This is a genomic window from Bradyrhizobium sp. ORS 86 (assembly GCF_045571475.1).
Classification (GTDB): domain Bacteria; phylum Pseudomonadota; class Alphaproteobacteria; order Rhizobiales; family Xanthobacteraceae; genus Bradyrhizobium.
In genome coordinates this window covers 5845891-5863464 of record NZ_CP120699.1, presented here as the reverse complement: position 1 = coordinate 5863464, position 17574 = coordinate 5845891, and the positions used below count along the sequence as shown (strand labels likewise).

Here is a 17574-nt window from a genome sequence, read left to right as displayed (position 1 = left end):
ATGAGCTCGGTCGCACATGTTCCGCAGGACCCGCTTCCGGTCGGCCGGCCGCGTGCGCGGCGGACACTCGGCGGTCAGATCGTCGCCTGGTTGCGCGCCAACCTGTTCCGGTCGATTCCCTCGACCATCGTGACGTTGCTGCTCGCCTTCGTGATCGGCAAGGCCGCCGTCGGCTTCTGGCAATGGGGCGTCGCCCACGCGATCTGGCACGTGCCAGGCAACGACACCAGCACTTGTCGCGCGGCGCAGGGTCTGGGGGCCTGCTGGGCCGTGATCCCCGAGAAGTATCGTTTCATCCTGTTCGGGACCTATCCGTTCGACGAGCAGTGGCGGCCGGCGCTCGCGGTGCTGATCTTCATCGCGCTGTTTGCCGTCTCGAGCCGTCGCAGCTTTTGGCGCAAGGAGCTGTTCGTGCTCTGGGCCGCGGCGCTGGTCGTGATCGGGTCCCTGATGTGGGGCGGTTTCCTCGGCATGTCCTATGTCTCGCAGGAGCGCTGGGGCGGGCTGCCGGTGACGCTGATCCTTGCCACCTTCGGGCTGGCCTTCGGCTTCCCGCTCGGAATCCTGGTCGCGCTCGGCCGCCGCTCGAAATTGCCTGCAATCCGCTCACTCTGCGTGCTCTATGTCGAATTGATCCGCGGCGTGCCGCTGATCAGCCTGCTGTTCATGGCGAGCGTAATGTTCCCGCTGTTCATGCCCGAGGGCTTCAACATCGACAAATTGCTGCGCGCGCAGATCGCCTTCATCCTCTATGCCGGCGCCTATCTTGCAGAGGTCGTGCGCGGCGGGTTGCAGGCGGTGCCGCGCGGGCAGTATGAAGCTGCGGACGCGCTCGGACTGTCCTACTGGAAGAAGAACGCGCTTATCGTGCTGCCGCAGGCGATCCGCCACGTGATCCCGCCGCTGGTCAACACCTTCATCGCCTTCTTCAAGGACACCAGCCTCGTCCTGATCATCGGCATCTTCGACCTCCTGACGACAGCGAAGACCGCGATCATCGATCCGGCCTGGCAGTCCTTCAGCGTCGAGGTCTACATCTTCGTTGGCGTGATCTACTTCCTGTTCTGCTTTGCCATGTCGCGCTACAGCCGCAGCCTCGAGGCCCAGCGCGGCCACGGGTGAGTGGCTGATTTGGCGAGCGTGGCAGCTTTCTCCTTGCGTCATTCCGTGCGAAGCACGAACCCGGAATCTGTTTCTCCACGGGTGATGCGCCTGAAAGGGATTCCGGGCTCTCGCTGCGCGAGCCCCGGAGTGACCGGGAGAGAGCGTCGCCCTGCGACAAATTAACCCGACGGGCAAGATTCCGCTTCGCGATTGACCCAACTCAGAAGTCTAATGCACCCGTCTCACCCGCCTGAGGGGCGCTTCGCGATCGTCACGAATGCCGGGTGAGATGCGGTGGACGCCGATTGCGCAACTGACGAGTGCGCATGAGGCGGACGGTGAAGTCGTGCAGGCCTGACGCCCTAGTGGCAGGTGTCCTGTTGCAAGACGCAATTGCGTCTTGCAACGGCGGTGACAACCAAGCCCAGTCTCGCCGGGGCGAGCGCGTATAAGCCGTAACCCATCGCGCAGGGAAAGCCGGAGTGTTTCCGGTTACACCTGTGGTCCTACCCCCGAGCTTTCTACCCTTGCTCGGGGCCCATGGGTGCGATCGGCACCCGGCTTTCCCTGCGCCCTCTGTCCAAGAGAGGGCGGAACGAGATGCAAACCTCGGACAATTCATGTCGCGAGAATGCGAACGTATGACTCACAAGCGGTGCAACAAACTCAGCGTCGTCCCGGCGAGGGCCGGGACCCATTCCCCCAAATGCCCGTTGGTGCGCGACGCTGGGGCCACGTTCCGGTCTACAATCAAATGCGGTGATCATGGGTCCTGGCTTTCGCCAGGACGACGGCGGTGGATGGGGCACGATATTGCCTCTGGCCTGCGCCGGGACGACAGCAGTGGATGCGGCTGCGGAATTCGCACGAACGACAGCCGTGATGACATCACGCTGATCGGGAGTATCCTCCATCACTGGACGTCATCGCGACGACCGTATCCATTTCAGAGGCGCCCTCCGCAACGGCCTGACCTGGCATTTCGGCCGGCCGCCGGTGGTTGGCCTCGACTATGAAATGGATTGCCGTCGCGTGCATCTCGAACGCGTGGCCTGACGTATCAAAAGCGCGTGTGGGTGCATGTGCAGGGTGTGCGGTTTCTTGACAGAGGTCGCATCACCCGTTTCCTTTCTCGAACGATGAATGCGGCTGGGTGAGCGGCGGTGCAGAACGGATCCGTGATCAAGCGGCGTAACCTGCTCGCGCTGATCGGCACGATCGCCGGCAGTTCGGCGATGTACCACGCAATGACGAGCCTCGGCTTCGCGGCGGAATCTGCCTACAAGGGTCCGCTCAGGCTCGAAGGCAACCCGAAGGGGGCATCCGTGCTGATTCTGGGCGCGGGGCTTGCGGGCATGACGGCGGCGCTGGAGCTGCGCAAGGCCGGCTACAAGGTCCAGATCCTCGAATTCAACAGCCGGGCTGGCGGCCGCAACTGGACCATCCGCGGCGGCGACAGCTTCGTCGAGCTCGGCGGCTTCAAGCAGACATGCGAATTCGAGCAGGGCCTGTACATCAATCCCGGTCCGTGGCGGATTCCCTATCACCACCGCGCGCTGCTCGATTACTGCCGGCGGCTCAACGTGGCGCTGGAGCCCTTCATCCAGCTCAACCACAATGCCTATCTGCACGCGACGCGCGCATTCGACGGCAAGCCGCAACGCATCCGCAGCATCAAGGCGGATTTCCAGGGCCAGGTGTCTGAGCTGCTCGCCAAGGTCACGCAACAGGGCAAGCTCGACGAGACCGTGACCAAGGAGGACCAGGAGATCCTGCTGCAGTCGCTACGGGCCTGGGGCGCGCTTGATCGCAACTACAAGTACGGCGCCAGCCTCGACTCTGCGGAGTTCCGCGGCTATGCGCGCGATCCCGGCGGCGGGCTTTCGGCCGATCCGCTGCCGAGCGATCCGATCTCGCTGTCGGAGATCCTGCGCTCGCGGTTGTGGCGCTACCTGCAAGCGTTTGCCCGCTACAATTTCCAGACCACGATGTTCCAGCCGGTCGGCGGCATGGACATGATCGGCAAGGCGTTCGCGCGCGAGGTCGGCGATCTCATCCGCTTTGGCGCCAGGGTGACGCAGATTCAGCAGAACGGCACCGGCGTCACCGTGAGCTATGTCGATACGGCCGACCCCTCTGCCGTGCAGCAGGCGACCGCCGACTGGTGCATCTGCACCATCCCGCTGTCGATCCTGAGCCAGTTGCCGATCGATGTCGGCGCGCCGATGAAGAACGCGATCGACGCCTTGCCCTATGCCGCCTCGGTGAAGATCGGGCTGCAGTTCAAGCGCCGCTTCTGGGAGGAGGACGAGGCGATCTACGGCGGCATCAGCTTCACCGACCTGCCGATCCGGCAGATTGCCTATCCGAACTATGGTTTCAACCGCAACGGCCGCGGCATCCTGCTCGGCGGCTACCTGTTCGAGGGCGCCAATTCTTACGAGTTCACCGCGATGACGCCCGCCGAGAGGGTCAAGAGCGCGGTCGAGTTCGGCGCCATGATCCATCCGCAGTACAAGGCCGAGTTCGAGACCGGCGTGGCGGTGGCCTGGCATCGCGTGCCCTTCACGCTCGGCTGTAGTGGCGAATGGAGCGAGGCCGGACGCGCGCAACACTATCGCAACCTCTGCCAGATCGATGGCCGCGTGCTGCTGGCAGGCGAGCATGCGTCCGACCTGCCGGCATGGCAGGAGGGCGCGATCCTGTCCTCGCTCGACGCCGTCACGCGGCTGCACGAACGCGTGGTGAAGACGTGATGACGTTGGCAAGGACATCGGCGGTTGTTGCGCTGACACTGCTGTCGGCCACCGCCGCCATCGGGCAGGACAGTACCGCGAGTCCGCGCACGTTCTCTTCGGGCTACCGCTTCGTGGAGATGACCGGCGAGGAGTTGTTCGCCAATGTCTGCCAGGGCTGCCATATGGCGGATGCCACCGGAGCGATCGGCGCCGGAAGCTATCCGTCCCTGGCCGGCAACAAGAATCTCGAAACCGGCAGCTACCCGGTCTTCCTCGTCGTCAATGGCCGTCGTGGCATGCCGGCCTTCGGCGACATGATGACTGATGGTCAGGTCGCCGCCGTTGTGAACTATCTGCGGACGCATTTCGGCAACAACTTTCAGGATGTGGTGACAGCAAAGGACGTTCAGGACGCCCGCCGCTAATCGCGTCACAAGCTCAGGGGAAAGACTGATGAAATTCGCTGCTATCGCACTGGGTGCCACATTGTCCGCCGTGGCGACCGCAGCCTGCGCCGATGTGATCAGGCATCCCATCCCCAATTCGACATTCCCGATTGCGCAGTCTGTCACCGTCACCGGCAGTGCGACGACCATCTATGTCAGCGGCCAGGTGCCGCCGGTCGCCAACAAGGACGCCGATCCGGCAAGCCCGCAGGCCTATGGCGACACCAGGACCCAGACGGTCGGCGTGCTCAATCGCATCAAGGGCATCCTTGAAGGCCAGGGGCTCGGCATGGGCGACGTCGTCAAGATGCAGGTGTTCCTGGTGCACACCCCGTCCGCGCCGATGGACTTCAAGGCGTTCATGGAAGGCTATACGCAGTTCTTCGGCGGCAGCCAGCCGAACCTGCCCGCGCGCTCCGTGGTTGGCGTCGCCGCGCTCGCCAATCCCGGCTTCCTGGTCGAGATCGAGGTGGTCGCGGCCAAGGACATGGCCGCGAAGTGATGCGCGCGAAACTACGGGGATATACCCGCGTAAATTGAATGGCTCGCCGTCTTGCCAAAGCGTGGGCCGCCTGTCTGAATTCGGCCGGTGAGGCGGTGGAATTCCGGGGAGAGCACGATGTCGTACAAGACCAGGAAAGTAAGTCGATCGCTGCTGTTGTCCGCCGTTATCGGTCCGGTGCTGCTGGCAACCGCCGCGGCGGCGCAAGGGTTGACCGAGCAGCAGCAGTTCGCCCGCGGCATCTATCAGGAGCTGGTCGAGATCAACACGACCACCGCGACCGGCGATACGCAGAAGGCCGCCGAGGCGATGGGCGCCCGGCTGCGTGCCGCGGGCTTCCCGGAGAGCGACGTGCATGTGTTCTCGCCGGCGCCGCACAAGGGCAATCTGGTGGCGCGGCTGCACGGTTCCGGCGCGCGCAAGCCGATCCTGCTGGTCGCCCATCTGGACGTCGTCCCTGCCAACCGGGAGGACTGGTCGGTCGACCCGTTCAAGCTCACCGAGCAGGATGGCTACTTCTACGGGCGCGGCAGCAGCGACGACAAGTACATGGCCTCCGCCTTCATCACCAACCTGATCCGCTACAAGAGGGAGGGCTATAAGCCCGACCGCGACATCATCGTGGCGCTTGAGACCGACGAGGAGATCCTCGACGCCAACGGCCTCGGCATGCAGTGGCTGATCAAGAACCACCGCGACCTGATCGATGCCGAATTCGCGCTGAATGAAGGTGGCGGCGTCGGGCTGAAGGACGGCAAGGCGATCCGCAACACGGTGCAGACCAGCGAGAAGGTCTCGATCGGCTATCAGCTCACAGTCAAGGATCGCGGCGGCCACAGCTCGTTGCCGCGCAAGGACAACGCGATCTATCGTCTTGCGGCGGGGCTGATCAGGCTCTCCAATTTCAGCTTCCCCCTGAATATCAACGAGACGACGCGGCTTTATTTCACGCGGATGGCGGAGCTGGAGACCAAGCAGACTGCGGATGACATCCGTGCGGTGCTGGCGCCGCAGCCCGATCCCGCGGCATTGGCGCGGTTGTCCGATAATGTCGGCTACAACGCGCAGCTCCGCACCACCTGCGTCGCGACCATGCTGCAAGGCGGCCATGCCCTGAACGCGCTGCCGCAGCTCGCGACCGCCAAGGTGAATTGCCGGATCATGCCGGGTGAGCCGGTCGAGGGTGTGCAGGCGACGATCGAGCGGGTGCTTGATGACAAGCAGATCGCGGTGACGCCGACCGGCAAAGCGGTGCTGAGCCCGCCGTCGCCGCTGAACGAGGAGGTGATGGGGTCGATCGAGAAGCTGTCGAAGGAGTTCTGGCCGGATGCCGCGATCGTCCCGGTCATGAGCACCGGCGCAACCGACGGCAGCTATCTGCGCAATGCCGGGATTCCGACCTACGGCCACTCCGGGCTTGCCGCCGACATCAACGACAACAGGAATCATGGCAAGGACGAGCGCGTGCTCGTAAAGTCGTTCTATCAGGGCGAGGATTATCTCTATCGCCTGGTCAAGATGCTCGCCGGAGGCAAGACGTAAGCAATGGCGGATTCCAGAACCAGGACCCGCGTGGCGGTGGCCGGCCTTGGCGCGATCGGGGCCGATGTCGTCAAGGCGCTCGATCGAGGCATCGATGGGCTGGCGCTTGTGGCGGTGTCGTCGCAGGATCCCGCGAAGCATCGCGGCTGGCTTGCCGAGCTGAAGGCGCCGCCTAAGGTGCTGCCGATCGCCGATCTCGCCGATGTTGCCGACATCGTCGTCGAGTGCGCACCGAGCAAGCTGGTGCGCACGATCGTGGCGCCGGCGGTCGAGCGCGGCAAGACCGCCGTGGTGCTGAGCGTCGGCGCGCTGCTGCAGAACGAAGACCTGATCGGCCTTGCGAGGGACAACGGCGGCCAGATCATCGTGCCGACCGGCGCGCTGATCGGGCTCGATGCGGTGACGGCCGCCGCGCTCGGGACCATCCACTCGGCGACGATCGTGACGCGCAAGCCGGTGGCCGGCCTGCTCGGCGCGCCACATCTGGTCGAGAACGACATCCGGATCGAGGGCATCGCCGAGCCGCTGCGGGTGTTCGAGGGCAGCGCGCGCGAGGCGGCGAAGGGTTTTCCGGCCAACCTCAACGTCGCGGTGGCGCTGTCGCTCGCCGGCATCGGCCCGGATCGCACCCGGGTCGAGATCTGGGCGGACCCGACCGTGACGCGCAACACCCACCGCATCGAGGTCGATTCCGATTCTGCCCGGTTCTCGATGACGATCGAGAACATCCCCTCGGAGAATCCGAAGACCGGCCGCATCACCGCGCTGTCGGTGATCGCCTGCCTGCGCAAGCTGCACGCGCCGCTTCGGATCGGAACTTGAGGCCGCGATGACAATCCGGCCCGACGATCTCCTGCTCGTCATCGATGTGCAGAATGATTTCTGCCCCGGTGGTGCGCTGGCAGTCGCGGATGGCGATGCCGTGGTGCCGGTTATCAATCGGCTCGCCGAGCGGTTCGACCATGTGGCGCTGACCCAGGACTGGCACCCGGCGGGCCACAGCTCCTTTGCGTCGTCGCATCCCGGCGCGGCGCCGTTCTCGACCGTCACCATGCCCTATGGTCCGCAAACGCTGTGGCCGGATCATTGCGTGCAGGGTACGCCCGGCGCCGCCTTCCATTCGCAGCTCGCGACCGACAGGGCCGAGCTCGTGATCCGCAAGGGGTTCCGCACGGCGATCGATTCCTATTCCGCGTTCTTCGAGAACGATCGGACAACGCCGACCGGGCTCGCCGGCTATCTGCGCGAGCGCGGCCTGACGCGGATTGTCATGGCGGGGCTCGCGACGGATTACTGCGTGCACTATTCAGCGCTGGATGCGCGGCGGCTCGGCTTCGAGGCCACCGTGGTGCTGTCGGGCTGCCGCGCCATCGATCTCGCGGGCTCGCTCGCGACCGCCACGACCGCCATGCTGGCAGCCGGCGTCGTGCTGGTCGACGACATCGCCTGAGCGCGGCTCGGTCGGGGCAAAAACCGTTGTTTTGACTGGCCTTTTGCTCTAATGCCAGCCCCTGATGGTCATTCGCATCGGAGACACTGTGTCGGGACAGGCTTTACGAATCGGGACGCGCAAGAGCGCGATGGCGCTGGCACAGACGAACGACGTCGCGCGCCTGCTGCGCGCCGCCGCGCCGGATTTGGCCGTCGAGGTCGTCAAGTTCGAGACCCGCGGAGACCGCGACCAGACCAGCAAGCTGTTGCAGCATGGCGGCAAGGGCGGCGCTTTCGTCGCCGAGATCCGCGAGGCAATGCGCGCCGGCACGTTGCAGGCCGCAATGCATTCGCTGAAGGACGTGCCGGGCAATGAGGAGACGCCGGGCCTGGTTCTCGGCGCGATGCTGGCGCGGGATGCCGCCAACGATTCGCTCGTGCTGCGGCCCGGCCTGTCGCTCGAGACCCTCCGCGCCGCGCGCGGCAAGGGGTTCATGATCGGCACCAACGCGGTGCGGCGTGCCGCCTATCTGCGCCGGTTGTTCCCCGAAGCCACCGTGATCCATTTCCGCGGCGCCGCCGACACCCGGATCGCCAAGCTCGATCGCGGCGACAAGCAGCGCTTGCCCGATGGCGGCGCGGTGGGACCGGCGGATGCGCTGGTGATGGCGCGCTCCGGCCTCGAGCGCATCGGTATGGCCGCGCGCATCGCGCATGATTTTTCCGTCGATGAGATGCTGCCGGCGGTCGGGCAGGGCATCGTCACCGTCGAATGTGTCGAAACCGACTGGGTGACGCGCGCGCGGCTGGCGGCAATCGACAACGTTCCGTCGCGGCTCAGCGCCGCGGCCGAGCGCGAGGTGCTGTGGGTGCTCAACGGCCACTGCAATTCGCCGATCGCGGGACACGCGACGCTCGCCGGCAGCGAGATGACGCTGCGGGCGTCCGTGCTCGACGACGCCGGCCGCTTCATCGAAGCGACGCGACGCGGCCCGGCGAGCCGCCCGCGCGAACTCGGCCGCGCCGTCGGGATGGAGCTCCTGGAGAAGGGCGCCGCCGAGATCATCGCGCGCACCCGGCCGGCGGAATAGGCGTACTCTCGTCCCGTCCAGGCGTGGCGCGAGCCCGGGTGGAAGTAGCCTCGCGGTCAATCTCAGCCGCCGCGCAGCGGCCAGCTTGCGATGATGCGGAAGCGGGACGTTGTGTGGTCCTGCCTGAACAGCGCCAGACGGTCGATCGCCAGCGTCGTGAGACCGAGTGTCGCAAATCGTTCGCGCAGCCAGGCCACGATCGGGCCGCGCCTGTCGTCGCTCAGCCGTCCCGTCAGCGTCATGTGGAAGCGGAATTCCTCCATGACGTAAGGATAGCCCCAGCGATCGAGATAGTCGCATTGTCGCGCCGAGAGCTTCTCGGGTTTGCGGCGGGCTCGATCTTGCGGCGTCAGCGGCGCGCGGAAGGCGTCGAACTCGATGACGCAGTCGGCGGCAAGCTGTTGCAAGTCGTCGGAACGTTGCGCCGGAATCACCGCGATGAAGCCGCTGATCGCATCGACGACCGGCTCGATCACCGGAATGCGCCGCGCGCGGCCGGCGAAGGCAGCGCAGGCTTCGATGAGGTCGCCTTCGCGCTTGCCGTCGGCCAGCGTGATCGGCGCCTTCAGCGTGGCGTGAAATCCGTATTTGCGCGGGTCCTCTGTGACTTCGCGCCAGTCGGGGGTGACCCCATTGGGGAACGGGAGGTCGTCACCCGACGCAGCATCGTAGCCGAGCAGCATCGAGCCGAAGCGGTGCAGCGCGCTGTCCGGTGACGGCGCATGGTAGATCGCGTAGCGCGGATGATTGGCCATGGCAGCAGAATAGAGTGAGGCTACGCCGCTGCAACCGTCTTGCGCGGCGCGCGCGAATGAACGAGACAGCTTGCATCCGCCAGATGCACCAATCGTCCGGCTGATATCACAGCCACGACGCGGGGCCGCAACGGCACCTGGTCGTCGATGATGACGATGTCGGCGCGGCGGCCGGTAGCCAGCACGCCGCGATCATCGAGCCCCGCGGCGCGCGCCGGCGCCGAGGAAATCAGGTCCCAGGCGCTGGCGAGCGGCAGGATGCCGTCGGCCGCCAGACGGAATGCTGCGAGCAGTTGTGCCGGATAGTAATAGTCCGACGCCAGCACCGAGCAGAGGCCCTTCGCGATCATCTCGGATGCCTTGGTCCAGCCGGTGTGGCTGCCGCCCCGCACCACGTTGGGGGCGCCGAACACGATGAAGTCGCCGGCGGCGGCCGCGTCGCGCGCGGTCTCCTCGTTGATCGGAAATTCGGCGATCGCAGCGCCGAGTGCGCGATACTCCTGGCGCATGACGGGGTTGTTGTCGTCATGCGAGAGCATGCGGATGCCGGCGGCACGCGCCGCGGCGGCCAGACGCGCGATCGAGGCCGGCACGTCGGGGCGGCGGGCGACGACCTGGTCGAGCATCTCGTTGATCGCCTCGACCGAGAGCCCGGCACGCTCGGCGAGCTGGTTGCGCTTCTTCGGCTTGACGTTGCTGTGATCGTTGAAGGCGAACAGGTCGATGCGGCCCTCGGCGAGCCATTGCGTGATCTCGGCCTCGGCGTCGAGATTGTGGGTCTCGTGGCGCAGGTGAAAGTGCGTATCGGCGGCAAGCTGCGGCCGCAATGCCTCGATCGTCTCGAGCAGTTTCCGCGCATTGTCGGCGCTGCGCAGGCCGGGCTCCCATGACCAGGTCGTGCTGTGGAACACGGTGGTGATGCCGTTGGCGATCGCCTGCCGGTCGCTGTCGATGAGCGCAATGTCGGTCGCGAAGTCGACGCCGGGACGCGGCATCATCTGCCGCTCGAAGGCATCGCCATGCAGGTCGACGATGCCAGGCAGCACCAACAAGCCGTTGGCATCAAGGTGGAGCGCCGCGCGGCCCTGGTCGGCATCGATCGCGGCGATGCCGCGTCCCGCAGTCCGAAGCGATGTCTCGACGAACGTCCCCTCGATCAGCGCGCGGCCGCCTTCGATGAAAATGTCGGTCACGATGCGGCACTCCGCTGTTTGTCTTGTGATTCGGACGCACTCTCAGCTTCGTACTTGTCGAGGAACTCTTCCACCGAAAGCTTGCGGAAATCGGGCAGCGCGCGGCGCAGCGTCTCGTGGTCCCAGTCCCACCAGCCCAGTGCGGTGAGGCGATCTGCGATTGGCGCGGCAAAGCGCGGCCTGATTTGACGCGCCGGATTGCCGGCAACGATCGTATAGGCAGGCACGTCCTTGGTGACGATCGCCCCCGCGGCGACGACGGCGCCGGTGCCGATGTTCCGGCCCGGTAATATGATCGCGCCGTGACCAATCCATACGTCATGGCCGATATGCACGTGATGCGCACGTCGCCAGTTGAAGAAGTCGGTGTCGTCGCCCTCTCCGGGAAAGTAGGCGCTGGCGCGGTAGGTGAAATGCGCCTGCGTCGCGCGATGCATCGGATGATTCCCGGGATTGATCCGGGTCATCGCGGCGATCGAGCAGAATTTTCCGATCGTCGTGTAGGTGATCTGGCTGTCATTCACGACGTAGGAGTAATCGTCCATGCTGACTTCCAGCAGGATCGTGCGCGCGCCGACTTCCGTATAGGTGCCGAGCTTGCTGTCGCGCACCGCCGCGGTGGGATCGATCGTCGGTACGATCGAGAGTTTCTTTCCGGCCATCAGGGCCTCCGCAAATCATGGCTTCCAGGGAGATGCGCTCGTCATCAGGGTGCTTGATGACAAGACCATGACGTTGCGATGACGGTAAGAGAGGTGGTGTGGACGATCGCCGCACCGTGGCCGTGTCGTCACATAACTGTAAAACAGCGGGGATAGCGATGGCCCCATCGAGACGCGGGTGGAGCATTGCATGCTGGTGGTGGAAGGTCTGACGTGCCGGTTCGGCACAAAAGCCGCAGTCGATGACGCGTCATTCTCGATCGCGCCGGGCAGTTTCGTCGGCGTGATCGGCCGCTCCGGTGCCGGCAAGTCGACGCTGCTGCGGATGATCAACCGCCTCGCCGATCCGACTTCCGGCCGCATCCTGTTCGAAGGCACCGACGTCACCGCGCTGCGCGGCAAGGCGCTGCGGCAGTGGCGCGCGCGTTCGGCGATGATCTTTCAGCAATTCAATCTGGTCGGCCGGCTCGACGTTCTGACCAACGTGCTGATGGGAAGGCTTGCCGAAATCCCGTCGTGGCGCTCGCTGGCGCAGATGTGGCCGGAGCAGGACCGGGCGCTCGCGATGTCCGCGCTCGAGCAGTTCGACATTGCGCAACTCTCCGCACAGCGCGCCGACCAGCTCTCCGGCGGCCAGCAGCAGCGCGTCGCGATCGCACGCGCGCTGGTGCAGGAGCCCGACATCATCCTGGCCGACGAGCCGATTGCGTCGCTCGATCCGCGCAACACCAAGATCGTGATGGATGCGCTGCTGCGCATCAACAAGCATTTCGGCATCACCGTGCTCTGCAACCTGCATTCGCTCGACCTGGCGCGGACCTATTGCGACCGCCTGATCGGCATGGCGGCGGGCCGCGTGGTGTTCGACGGTCAACCATCGATGCTGACCGACCACATCGCCCGAGAGCTCTACGACCTCGAGGCCAATGACGTCATCGGCGGGGCGCCGTTGCCCGCGCCCGAGGGCGCAAATGTTCCGGCGCTCGGCACCGCAGCGGCGGCCTGAGCGGCGCACAATTCCCGATCAGGATGGACGGGCATTTCGCCCGGCCAAACACGCGTAACCACAACAAGGGGTTTATCATGATCACTCGTCGCACCGTATTGGCCGGCGCTGCCTCGCTGGCATTCGCCGGCTCGGCTTCGGCCTCGGACTGGAAGTCGAAGTATCCGGAGATCACCTTCGCCGTGATTCCGGCCGAGAACGGCTCCGGCGTCACCGAGCGCTTCGGGCCGTTCATCAACTACCTGTCGAAGGAACTCGGCATCAAGGTGAACCTGCGCGTCGCCAACGACTACGCAGCGGTGATCGAGGGCCAGCGCGCCGGCAACATCCAGATCGGCTACTACGGTCCGGCGTCGTTCTCGCGTGCCCTTCTCACTGGCGTCAAGACCGATGCGTTCGTAATCGACGTCAATGCCGACGGCTCCAAGGGGTATTACTCGGTGTTCTACGTGCTCGCCAAGAGCCCGTATCAGAAGGTCGAGGATCTCAAGGGCAAGAACCTCGGCCTGGTCGATCCCAATTCAACCTCCGGCAACAACATGCCGCGCTTCAAGCTGAACCAGATGGGCATCGATCCGGACAGCTTCTTCTCCAAGGTGATCTTCACCGGCAGCCACGAGAACGCCGTGCTGGCGCTGGCGCAGGGCACCGTGGACGTCGCCGCCAACTGGTGGAACGCCGACGACGATTCCAATCTCACGCGCATGCTCAACAAGAACATGGTGAAGTCGAGCGACGGAACGCCGATGAAGAAGGAAGACTTCCGCATCATTTCGAAGTCCGACCTCATCATCAACTCGCCCTATGCCTACCTCCGCGACCTGCCCGACGACATGAAGGCCGCGATTAAGCAGGCGTTCCTCGATGCCGACAAGAAGGATCCGGAGGCCTTCAAGAAGCTGTCCGACGGCAAGAACCGTCCGTGGCAATCGATCACCAATGCCGACTATGACAAGACCATCGAGCTGATCAAGTTCGTGGATAACCTGCGCAAGAAGGCGTCCTGATCGCGCGCGCATTGAACTGGGCCGGGTTCTATGACCCGGCCCTTTTTCCATTACTTTCTCGAGCAGATTGGCCCGCGATGGCGACCGCCGTATCCGTCCTCCCAGCCCAGCAACTGGCGGCGCTGAACGATGCCTATCGCAAGGCAATCGCTCGCAAGCGGCTGAAGGCGACGCTGGCGGTCGCGGTGTTCTGTGCGGCGCTTCTGATCGCGGCGCTCGGCGCGGAAGTGAATCTACGCACGCTGTTCACCTATTTCGGCAACTTCGTCAGCTATTTCGATCGCATCCTCACCCTCGATTCCGGCGGGCGGGTGTGGACCAATCCGGCCGAGTGGCTCTGGGGCTGGAAGAAGTGGCTGAAGCTGCTCGGCGAGACGCTTTTGATCAGCTATGTCGGCACGCTGATCGGCGCCGTGCTCGCCTTCGCTCTGAACTTCTTCGCGGCCGAGAACACGTCGCCGTCGCCGTGGCTACGGTTCGGAGTGCGCCGCCTGCTGGAATTCGCCCGCACGGTGCCTGGCATCGTGTTCGCGCTGATCTTCGTGATCGCCTTCGGCTTAGGGCCGATGGCCGGCGTGCTGGCGATCGCGATCCACTCCACCGGTGCGCTCGGCAAATTATTCGCCGAGATCGTTGAGAATGCCGACATGAAACCGGTCGAGGGCATCCGCTCCACCGGCGCGAGCTGGCTGTCGTGCATGCGTTTTGCCGTGCTGCCCCAGGTCGTGGCCGGCTACGCCAGCTATGCGCTGCTGCGGTTCGAGATCAACGTCCGCGAGGCCTCGGTCATGGGCTTCGTCGGCGCCGGCGGCATTGGCCAGGAGCTCGTGGTCGCGATCCGCAAGTTCTACTATTCCGATGTCAGCGCCATCCTCGTGATGATCATCGTCACGGTGTTCATCATCGACATCTCGACCGGTTGGCTGCGCGCCCGGCTGTTCGGCAAGGAGGCGCGCCGATGAGCCAATTGCCGACGCCCAATACCTGCGAGCTGCGGGCGAAATATCCCGACGTCTTCGAGCGGCCCGCCTCGGCGCGGCTGGCGACGCCGGCGGTGATCGCGGCCGCGCTGGCGATCTTCGTGTTCGGCCTCGTCGATCTCGATTTCTCGCCGGCAAAGCTGGTTGGCGGCATCAGTCAGCTCGGCTGGATCACCATGATGATGATCCCGCCCAATCCCGGCTCGTCCTTTCCGCTCTACATGCAGGCGCTCGGCGAGACGTTGTCGATCGCGCTGCTTGGCACCACGCTTGCGGCAGTGATGGCGCTGCCGGTCAGCCTGCTGGCGGCGCGCAACATCATCCCGTCGAACCTGATCCGCTTTCCGGTGCGCCGGTTCCTGGATTCGCTCCGCGGCGTCGATACGCTGATCTGGGCGCTGGTCTGGATCAACGTCGTCGGTCTCGGCCCGTTTGCCGGCGTGCTGGCGATCGCGGTGTCGGATTTCGGTGCATTCGGCAAGCTGTTCTCCGAGGCGATCGAGGTGGCCGATCGCAAGCAGGTCGAGGGCGTCAGGGCCTCCGGCGGCCATGCGCTGCATGAAATTCGCTTCGGCCTGCTGCCGCAGGTGCTGCCGGTCATCGCAGGCCAGGTGCTCTATTTCATCGAGTCGAACACCCGCTCGGCCACCATCATCGGCATCGTCGGCGCCGGCGGCATCGGCCTGCAGCTCGCTGAGCAGATCCGCGTGCTGGAGTGGCAAAAGGTGTCGTTCCTGATCCTGACGATCCTGATCGCGGTCGCCGCGATCGACTTCATCTCCAGCAAGCTTCGCTTCGCCATCATCGGGCGGAGAGCGGTGGCTTAATTCTCTGTTGCCTCTCCCCGCGCGCGGCAGGGCAATCGCATATGCCGCCTTGGGCGGCTGCGCACGTCCTCGGCCTCGTGGTTCGAGACGCGCCGCAAGCGGCGCTCCTCACCATGAGGGTCTACTATTGCGCCGCAAAACCGGACGTCATCCTGAGGAGCCCGCCAAAGGCGGGCGTCTCGAAGGATAGACCACAGGGCGTTTTTCTTCCAAATGCAATTGCCCTACCGCGCGCGGGGAGGGGCCGGAATTTTCGCGTAGCGCAAATTCCGGGTGAGGGGGTTCTCCGCGCACCCTCAACTCTCGCATTTGCGGAGGGGGCCCTCACCCCAACCCTCTCCCCGCAAGAGCGGGGCGAGGGAGAGCAGGGACCTCGTAACGTCTCAACCATTCTCGACCAGGAACTCGACCCGCTCGGCGGCGAAGCGCGAGCGCTTGGTGACGAGCGGCTTGTCCGCGGTGTCGACGTCAGTGGCATCGACGACGAGCACCGCATGGCCCAGCGCGAGATTGAGCCGCGCGGCGTCGGTGGCATCGACGATCGCTCCGGTGATCCGGGTCGAGGAACGCCGGTAGTCCTTCACGCCGTAATGCGCCAGCAGCTTCGTCATGGAGCGGACGTTGGCAAACACGCTGCCGGCGTCGGGAAAGCGTTCGGCCGACAGCCAGGTGGTGGAGACGCAGATCGGGGTGCGGTCGGCGAGCCGGACCGACTCGATCCGGACCAGTGCGGCGCCGATCTTCAAGCCTAGCTCGCGAGCGATCTCGCGGGTGGCGACGTCGTCACGGGCGTCGATCAACTGGCCGCGCGGTTCGTGTCCGCCGGCGCCGACTATCTCGGAAAATCGGGTGCGGGAGCGCAGCGGATAAGCGAGGCGCTGCGCCTCGACATAGGTGCCGCTGCCGCGCTCGGCGCGCACCAGGCCGCGTTCCGCCAGCGCCGCCAGCGCACGCCGCACGGTGTGGCGGTTGACGCGGTAGGTCTCGGCAATCTCCATCTCGCCCGGCAGCTTTTCGCCCGCGACGAAGCGGCCGTCAGCGATGCCGCGTTCGATGCCGTCGGCGACCTGCCGCCACAAGGCGACGCCGGAACTTTCCTGCATGCTCATGGCGCCGTGATAGCAGAAATCTTCAGTTTGTCACGAAACAGTCATGGCGCTCCGCTATCAAGTTGTCTATTAACATAGACAACTTGAATCGGGCAAGGTTTCTCATGGCTTCGACCGGACCGAACAGCAAACAAGCGCAGCGCAAGGCCGCGATGGCGGTGCTGGCGCATTCCGGCGCCGCCGCGATCGCCGAGCGAATGCGTGAGATCGCGATGCCTGCGCATGAAAATCTTCGCGAGCCCGAGAACGGCCTTGTGATGCTGCGCGGCCGGGTCGGCGGCGACGGCGCGCCGTTCAATCTCGGCGAGGCGACGGTGTCGCGCGCCGTGGTGCGGCTTGCGACCGGGGAAGTCGGTTTCGGCTACACGCTCGGCCGCGACGCACAAAAGGCGCAGATGATCGCGCTGTGCGACGCCATGGTGCAATCGGCGGCGTTGTCCGGTGCGGTGGAGGCGAAGGTGATTGCGCCGCTGCGCGCGGCGATCGACGCTGAACGCGGCCGCAAGGCCGCCGAGACCGCGGCCACGCGAGTCGATTTCTACACGATGGTGCGCGGGGAGGGATGATGCGATGACGACGGTTGCCGAATTGCCCGCAGGTTTTGCCGACAAGGTGCTGTCGGCGCAGTCGACGTTCCGCTCGGTGATGGACGCGATGGCGCGCCCGGGCAGCATCCAGCGCGTCACGGCGAGTGCAGGGACGCCCGCCGGGGTGATGCGCGGCACGGCTGCGGTCGCGCTGACACTGTTCGATCACGACACGCCGATCTGGCTCGATGGTGCGATGTCGGCGACACCAGACGTCGCGCGATGGCTCAAGTTTCACACCAGCGCGCCGGTGATCGCGGATCCCTCCGTCGCCAGTTTCGCGCTGATCGGCGACGCCGCGAACCTGCCGGCGCTCGATCGCTTCGCGTTCGGCAGCAGCGAGTATCCGGATCGCTCGACCACGCTGATCCTACAGGTGGACAGCTTGACGCAGGGACCGGCCTTCGAACTGAAGGGCCCGGGCATCGACGGCACCGCGCTGCTGCAAGCGATGATCCAGCCGCGCGACCTGTTCGGAAGACTTTCGATCAACGAAGCCCTGTTCCCGCGCGGCATCGACGTCGTGTTGGTTCATGACGATGCGATTGTCGCGATCCCGCGCACTACGCGATTGGTCGCAAGTGGAGTGTAAGC

General features: G+C 65.1%; 19 protein-coding genes. 15 read left to right on the top strand and 4 right to left on the bottom strand.

What is annotated here, in order from left to right:
• From P6U25_RS27030 to hemC, 8 genes are all read left to right on the top strand, one after another.
• Positions 1-1122 (top strand): amino acid ABC transporter permease, encoded by a 1122-nt coding sequence (locus tag P6U25_RS27030; RefSeq protein ID WP_407147806.1) that lies wholly within the window; start codon positions 1-3, stop codon positions 1120-1122.
• Positions 1123-2267: 1145 nt separating this feature from the next.
• Complete coding sequence (locus P6U25_RS27025) at positions 2268-3860, top strand: NAD(P)/FAD-dependent oxidoreductase (RefSeq protein ID WP_407147805.1); 1593 nt, start codon at positions 2268-2270, stop codon at positions 3858-3860.
• Positions 3860-4267 (top strand): c-type cytochrome, encoded by a 408-nt coding sequence (locus tag P6U25_RS27020; RefSeq protein WP_407147804.1) that lies wholly within the window; start codon positions 3860-3862, stop codon positions 4265-4267. The genes P6U25_RS27025 and P6U25_RS27020 overlap by 1 nt, the downstream gene beginning before the upstream one ends.
• Before the next feature lie 28 nt (positions 4268-4295).
• A complete protein-coding gene (locus P6U25_RS27015; protein ID WP_407147803.1) occupies positions 4296-4790 on the top strand; it encodes a RidA family protein in 495 nt (164 codons plus the stop codon).
• Positions 4791-4907: 117 nt separating this feature from the next.
• The gene (locus P6U25_RS27010; protein ID WP_407147802.1) at positions 4908-6332 is read left to right on the top strand and encodes a M20/M25/M40 family metallo-hydrolase; all 1425 of its coding nucleotides are present in this window, start codon (positions 4908-4910) and stop codon (positions 6330-6332) included.
• A 3-nt stretch (positions 6333-6335) separates the two neighbouring features.
• Positions 6336-7154 (top strand): aspartate dehydrogenase, encoded by an 819-nt coding sequence (locus P6U25_RS27005; protein ID WP_407147801.1) that lies wholly within the window; start codon positions 6336-6338, stop codon positions 7152-7154.
• A gap of 7 nt (positions 7155-7161) precedes the next feature.
• A complete protein-coding gene (gene pncA, locus P6U25_RS27000; protein WP_407147800.1) occupies positions 7162-7782 on the top strand; it encodes a bifunctional nicotinamidase/pyrazinamidase in 621 nt (206 codons plus the stop codon).
• Positions 7783-7846: 64 nt separating this feature from the next.
• Positions 7847-8854, top strand: a complete 1008-nt coding sequence (gene hemC / locus P6U25_RS26995; protein ID WP_407147799.1) for a hydroxymethylbilane synthase — start codon at positions 7847-7849, stop codon at positions 8852-8854.
• A 62-nt stretch (positions 8855-8916) separates the two neighbouring features.
• Here the strand turns inward: hemC and P6U25_RS26990 are convergent, their stop codons facing one another.
• From P6U25_RS26990 to P6U25_RS26980, 3 genes are read right to left on the bottom strand one after another with little or no spacing between them, the layout of a single operon-like run.
• Entirely contained in the window at positions 8917-9609 is a 693-nt protein-coding gene (locus P6U25_RS26990; RefSeq protein ID WP_407147798.1) for a DUF1045 domain-containing protein, read from the bottom strand.
• Positions 9610-9629: 20 nt separating this feature from the next.
• On the bottom strand, positions 9630-10802 hold the full coding sequence (locus P6U25_RS26985) for an alpha-D-ribose 1-methylphosphonate 5-triphosphate diphosphatase (protein ID WP_407147797.1): 1173 nt from the start codon (positions 10800-10802) through the stop codon (positions 9630-9632).
• Positions 10799-11464, bottom strand: coding sequence for a chloramphenicol acetyltransferase (locus P6U25_RS26980; RefSeq protein ID WP_407147796.1), 666 nt, complete (start codon positions 11462-11464; stop codon positions 10799-10801). The genes P6U25_RS26985 and P6U25_RS26980 overlap by 4 nt, the downstream gene beginning before the upstream one ends.
• Between P6U25_RS26980 and P6U25_RS26975 the strand changes: the two genes are divergently transcribed.
• The 5 genes from P6U25_RS26975 (at position 11400) to phnE (P6U25_RS26955) (ending at position 15284) form a co-directional block, all read left to right on the top strand.
• The gene (locus P6U25_RS26975; RefSeq protein WP_407152741.1) at positions 11400-11546 is read left to right on the top strand and encodes a hypothetical protein; all 147 of its coding nucleotides are present in this window, start codon (positions 11400-11402) and stop codon (positions 11544-11546) included. The genes P6U25_RS26980 and P6U25_RS26975 overlap by 65 nt on opposite strands.
• Positions 11547-11654: 108 nt before the next feature.
• Positions 11655-12470, top strand: coding sequence for a phosphonate ABC transporter ATP-binding protein (gene phnC, locus P6U25_RS26970; RefSeq protein ID WP_407147795.1), 816 nt, complete (start codon positions 11655-11657; stop codon positions 12468-12470).
• A 77-nt stretch (positions 12471-12547) separates the two neighbouring features.
• The gene (gene phnD / locus P6U25_RS26965; protein ID WP_407147794.1) at positions 12548-13477 is read left to right on the top strand and encodes a phosphonate ABC transporter substrate-binding protein; all 930 of its coding nucleotides are present in this window, start codon (positions 12548-12550) and stop codon (positions 13475-13477) included.
• Positions 13478-13554: 77 nt separating this feature from the next.
• Complete coding sequence (gene phnE, locus P6U25_RS26960; RefSeq protein WP_407147793.1) at positions 13555-14439, top strand: phosphonate ABC transporter, permease protein PhnE; 885 nt, start codon at positions 13555-13557, stop codon at positions 14437-14439.
• Positions 14436-15284, top strand: coding sequence for a phosphonate ABC transporter, permease protein PhnE (gene phnE, locus P6U25_RS26955; protein WP_407147792.1), 849 nt, complete (start codon positions 14436-14438; stop codon positions 15282-15284). Before phnE (P6U25_RS26960) ends, phnE (P6U25_RS26955) begins: the two co-directional genes overlap by 4 nt.
• 383 nt (positions 15285-15667) lie before the next feature.
• Here the strand turns inward: phnE (P6U25_RS26955) and phnF are convergent, their stop codons facing one another.
• Positions 15668-16393 (bottom strand): phosphonate metabolism transcriptional regulator PhnF, encoded by a 726-nt coding sequence (gene phnF / locus P6U25_RS26950; RefSeq protein WP_407147791.1) that lies wholly within the window; start codon positions 16391-16393, stop codon positions 15668-15670.
• 104 nt (positions 16394-16497) lie between these two features.
• Between phnF and phnG the strand changes: the two genes are divergently transcribed.
• A complete protein-coding gene (gene phnG / locus P6U25_RS26945; RefSeq protein ID WP_407147790.1) occupies positions 16498-16959 on the top strand; it encodes a phosphonate C-P lyase system protein PhnG in 462 nt (153 codons plus the stop codon).
• Positions 16960-16963: 4 nt separating this feature from the next.
• A complete protein-coding gene (gene phnH, locus P6U25_RS26940) occupies positions 16964-17572 on the top strand; it encodes a phosphonate C-P lyase system protein PhnH (protein ID WP_407147789.1) in 609 nt (202 codons plus the stop codon).
• Positions 17573-17574 lie beyond the last annotated feature (2 nt).

What these genes read in the sequence shown, in the direction of transcription:
- P6U25_RS27030 (WP_407147806.1), top strand. Translation starts at nt 1, where the DNA reads ATGAGCTCGGTCGCACATGTTCCGCAGGACCCGCTTCCGGTCGGCCGG.
- P6U25_RS27020 (WP_407147804.1), top strand. Translation starts at nt 3,860, where the DNA reads ATGACGTTGGCAAGGACATCGGCGGTTGTTGCGCTGACACTGCTGTCG.
- P6U25_RS27015 (WP_407147803.1), top strand. Translation starts at nt 4,296, where the DNA reads ATGAAATTCGCTGCTATCGCACTGGGTGCCACATTGTCCGCCGTGGCG.
- P6U25_RS27010 (WP_407147802.1), top strand. Translation starts at nt 4,908, where the DNA reads ATGTCGTACAAGACCAGGAAAGTAAGTCGATCGCTGCTGTTGTCCGCC.
- P6U25_RS27005 (WP_407147801.1), top strand. Translation starts at nt 6,336, where the DNA reads ATGGCGGATTCCAGAACCAGGACCCGCGTGGCGGTGGCCGGCCTTGGC.
- pncA (WP_407147800.1), top strand. Translation starts at nt 7,162, where the DNA reads ATGACAATCCGGCCCGACGATCTCCTGCTCGTCATCGATGTGCAGAAT.
- hemC (WP_407147799.1), top strand. Translation starts at nt 7,847, where the DNA reads ATGGTCATTCGCATCGGAGACACTGTGTCGGGACAGGCTTTACGAATC.
- P6U25_RS26990 (WP_407147798.1), bottom strand. Translation starts at nt 9,609, where the DNA reads ATGGCCAATCATCCGCGCTACGCGATCTACCATGCGCCGTCACCGGAC.
- P6U25_RS26980 (WP_407147796.1), bottom strand. Translation starts at nt 11,464, where the DNA reads ATGGCCGGAAAGAAACTCTCGATCGTACCGACGATCGATCCCACCGCG.
- phnC (WP_407147795.1), top strand. Translation starts at nt 11,655, where the DNA reads ATGCTGGTGGTGGAAGGTCTGACGTGCCGGTTCGGCACAAAAGCCGCA.
- phnD (WP_407147794.1), top strand. Translation starts at nt 12,548, where the DNA reads ATGATCACTCGTCGCACCGTATTGGCCGGCGCTGCCTCGCTGGCATTC.
- phnE (WP_407147793.1), top strand. Translation starts at nt 13,555, where the DNA reads ATGGCGACCGCCGTATCCGTCCTCCCAGCCCAGCAACTGGCGGCGCTG.
- phnE (WP_407147792.1), top strand. Translation starts at nt 14,436, where the DNA reads ATGAGCCAATTGCCGACGCCCAATACCTGCGAGCTGCGGGCGAAATAT.
- phnF (WP_407147791.1), bottom strand. Translation starts at nt 16,393, where the DNA reads ATGAGCATGCAGGAAAGTTCCGGCGTCGCCTTGTGGCGGCAGGTCGCC.
- phnG (WP_407147790.1), top strand. Translation starts at nt 16,498, where the DNA reads ATGGCTTCGACCGGACCGAACAGCAAACAAGCGCAGCGCAAGGCCGCG.
- phnH (WP_407147789.1), top strand. Translation starts at nt 16,964, where the DNA reads ATGACGACGGTTGCCGAATTGCCCGCAGGTTTTGCCGACAAGGTGCTG.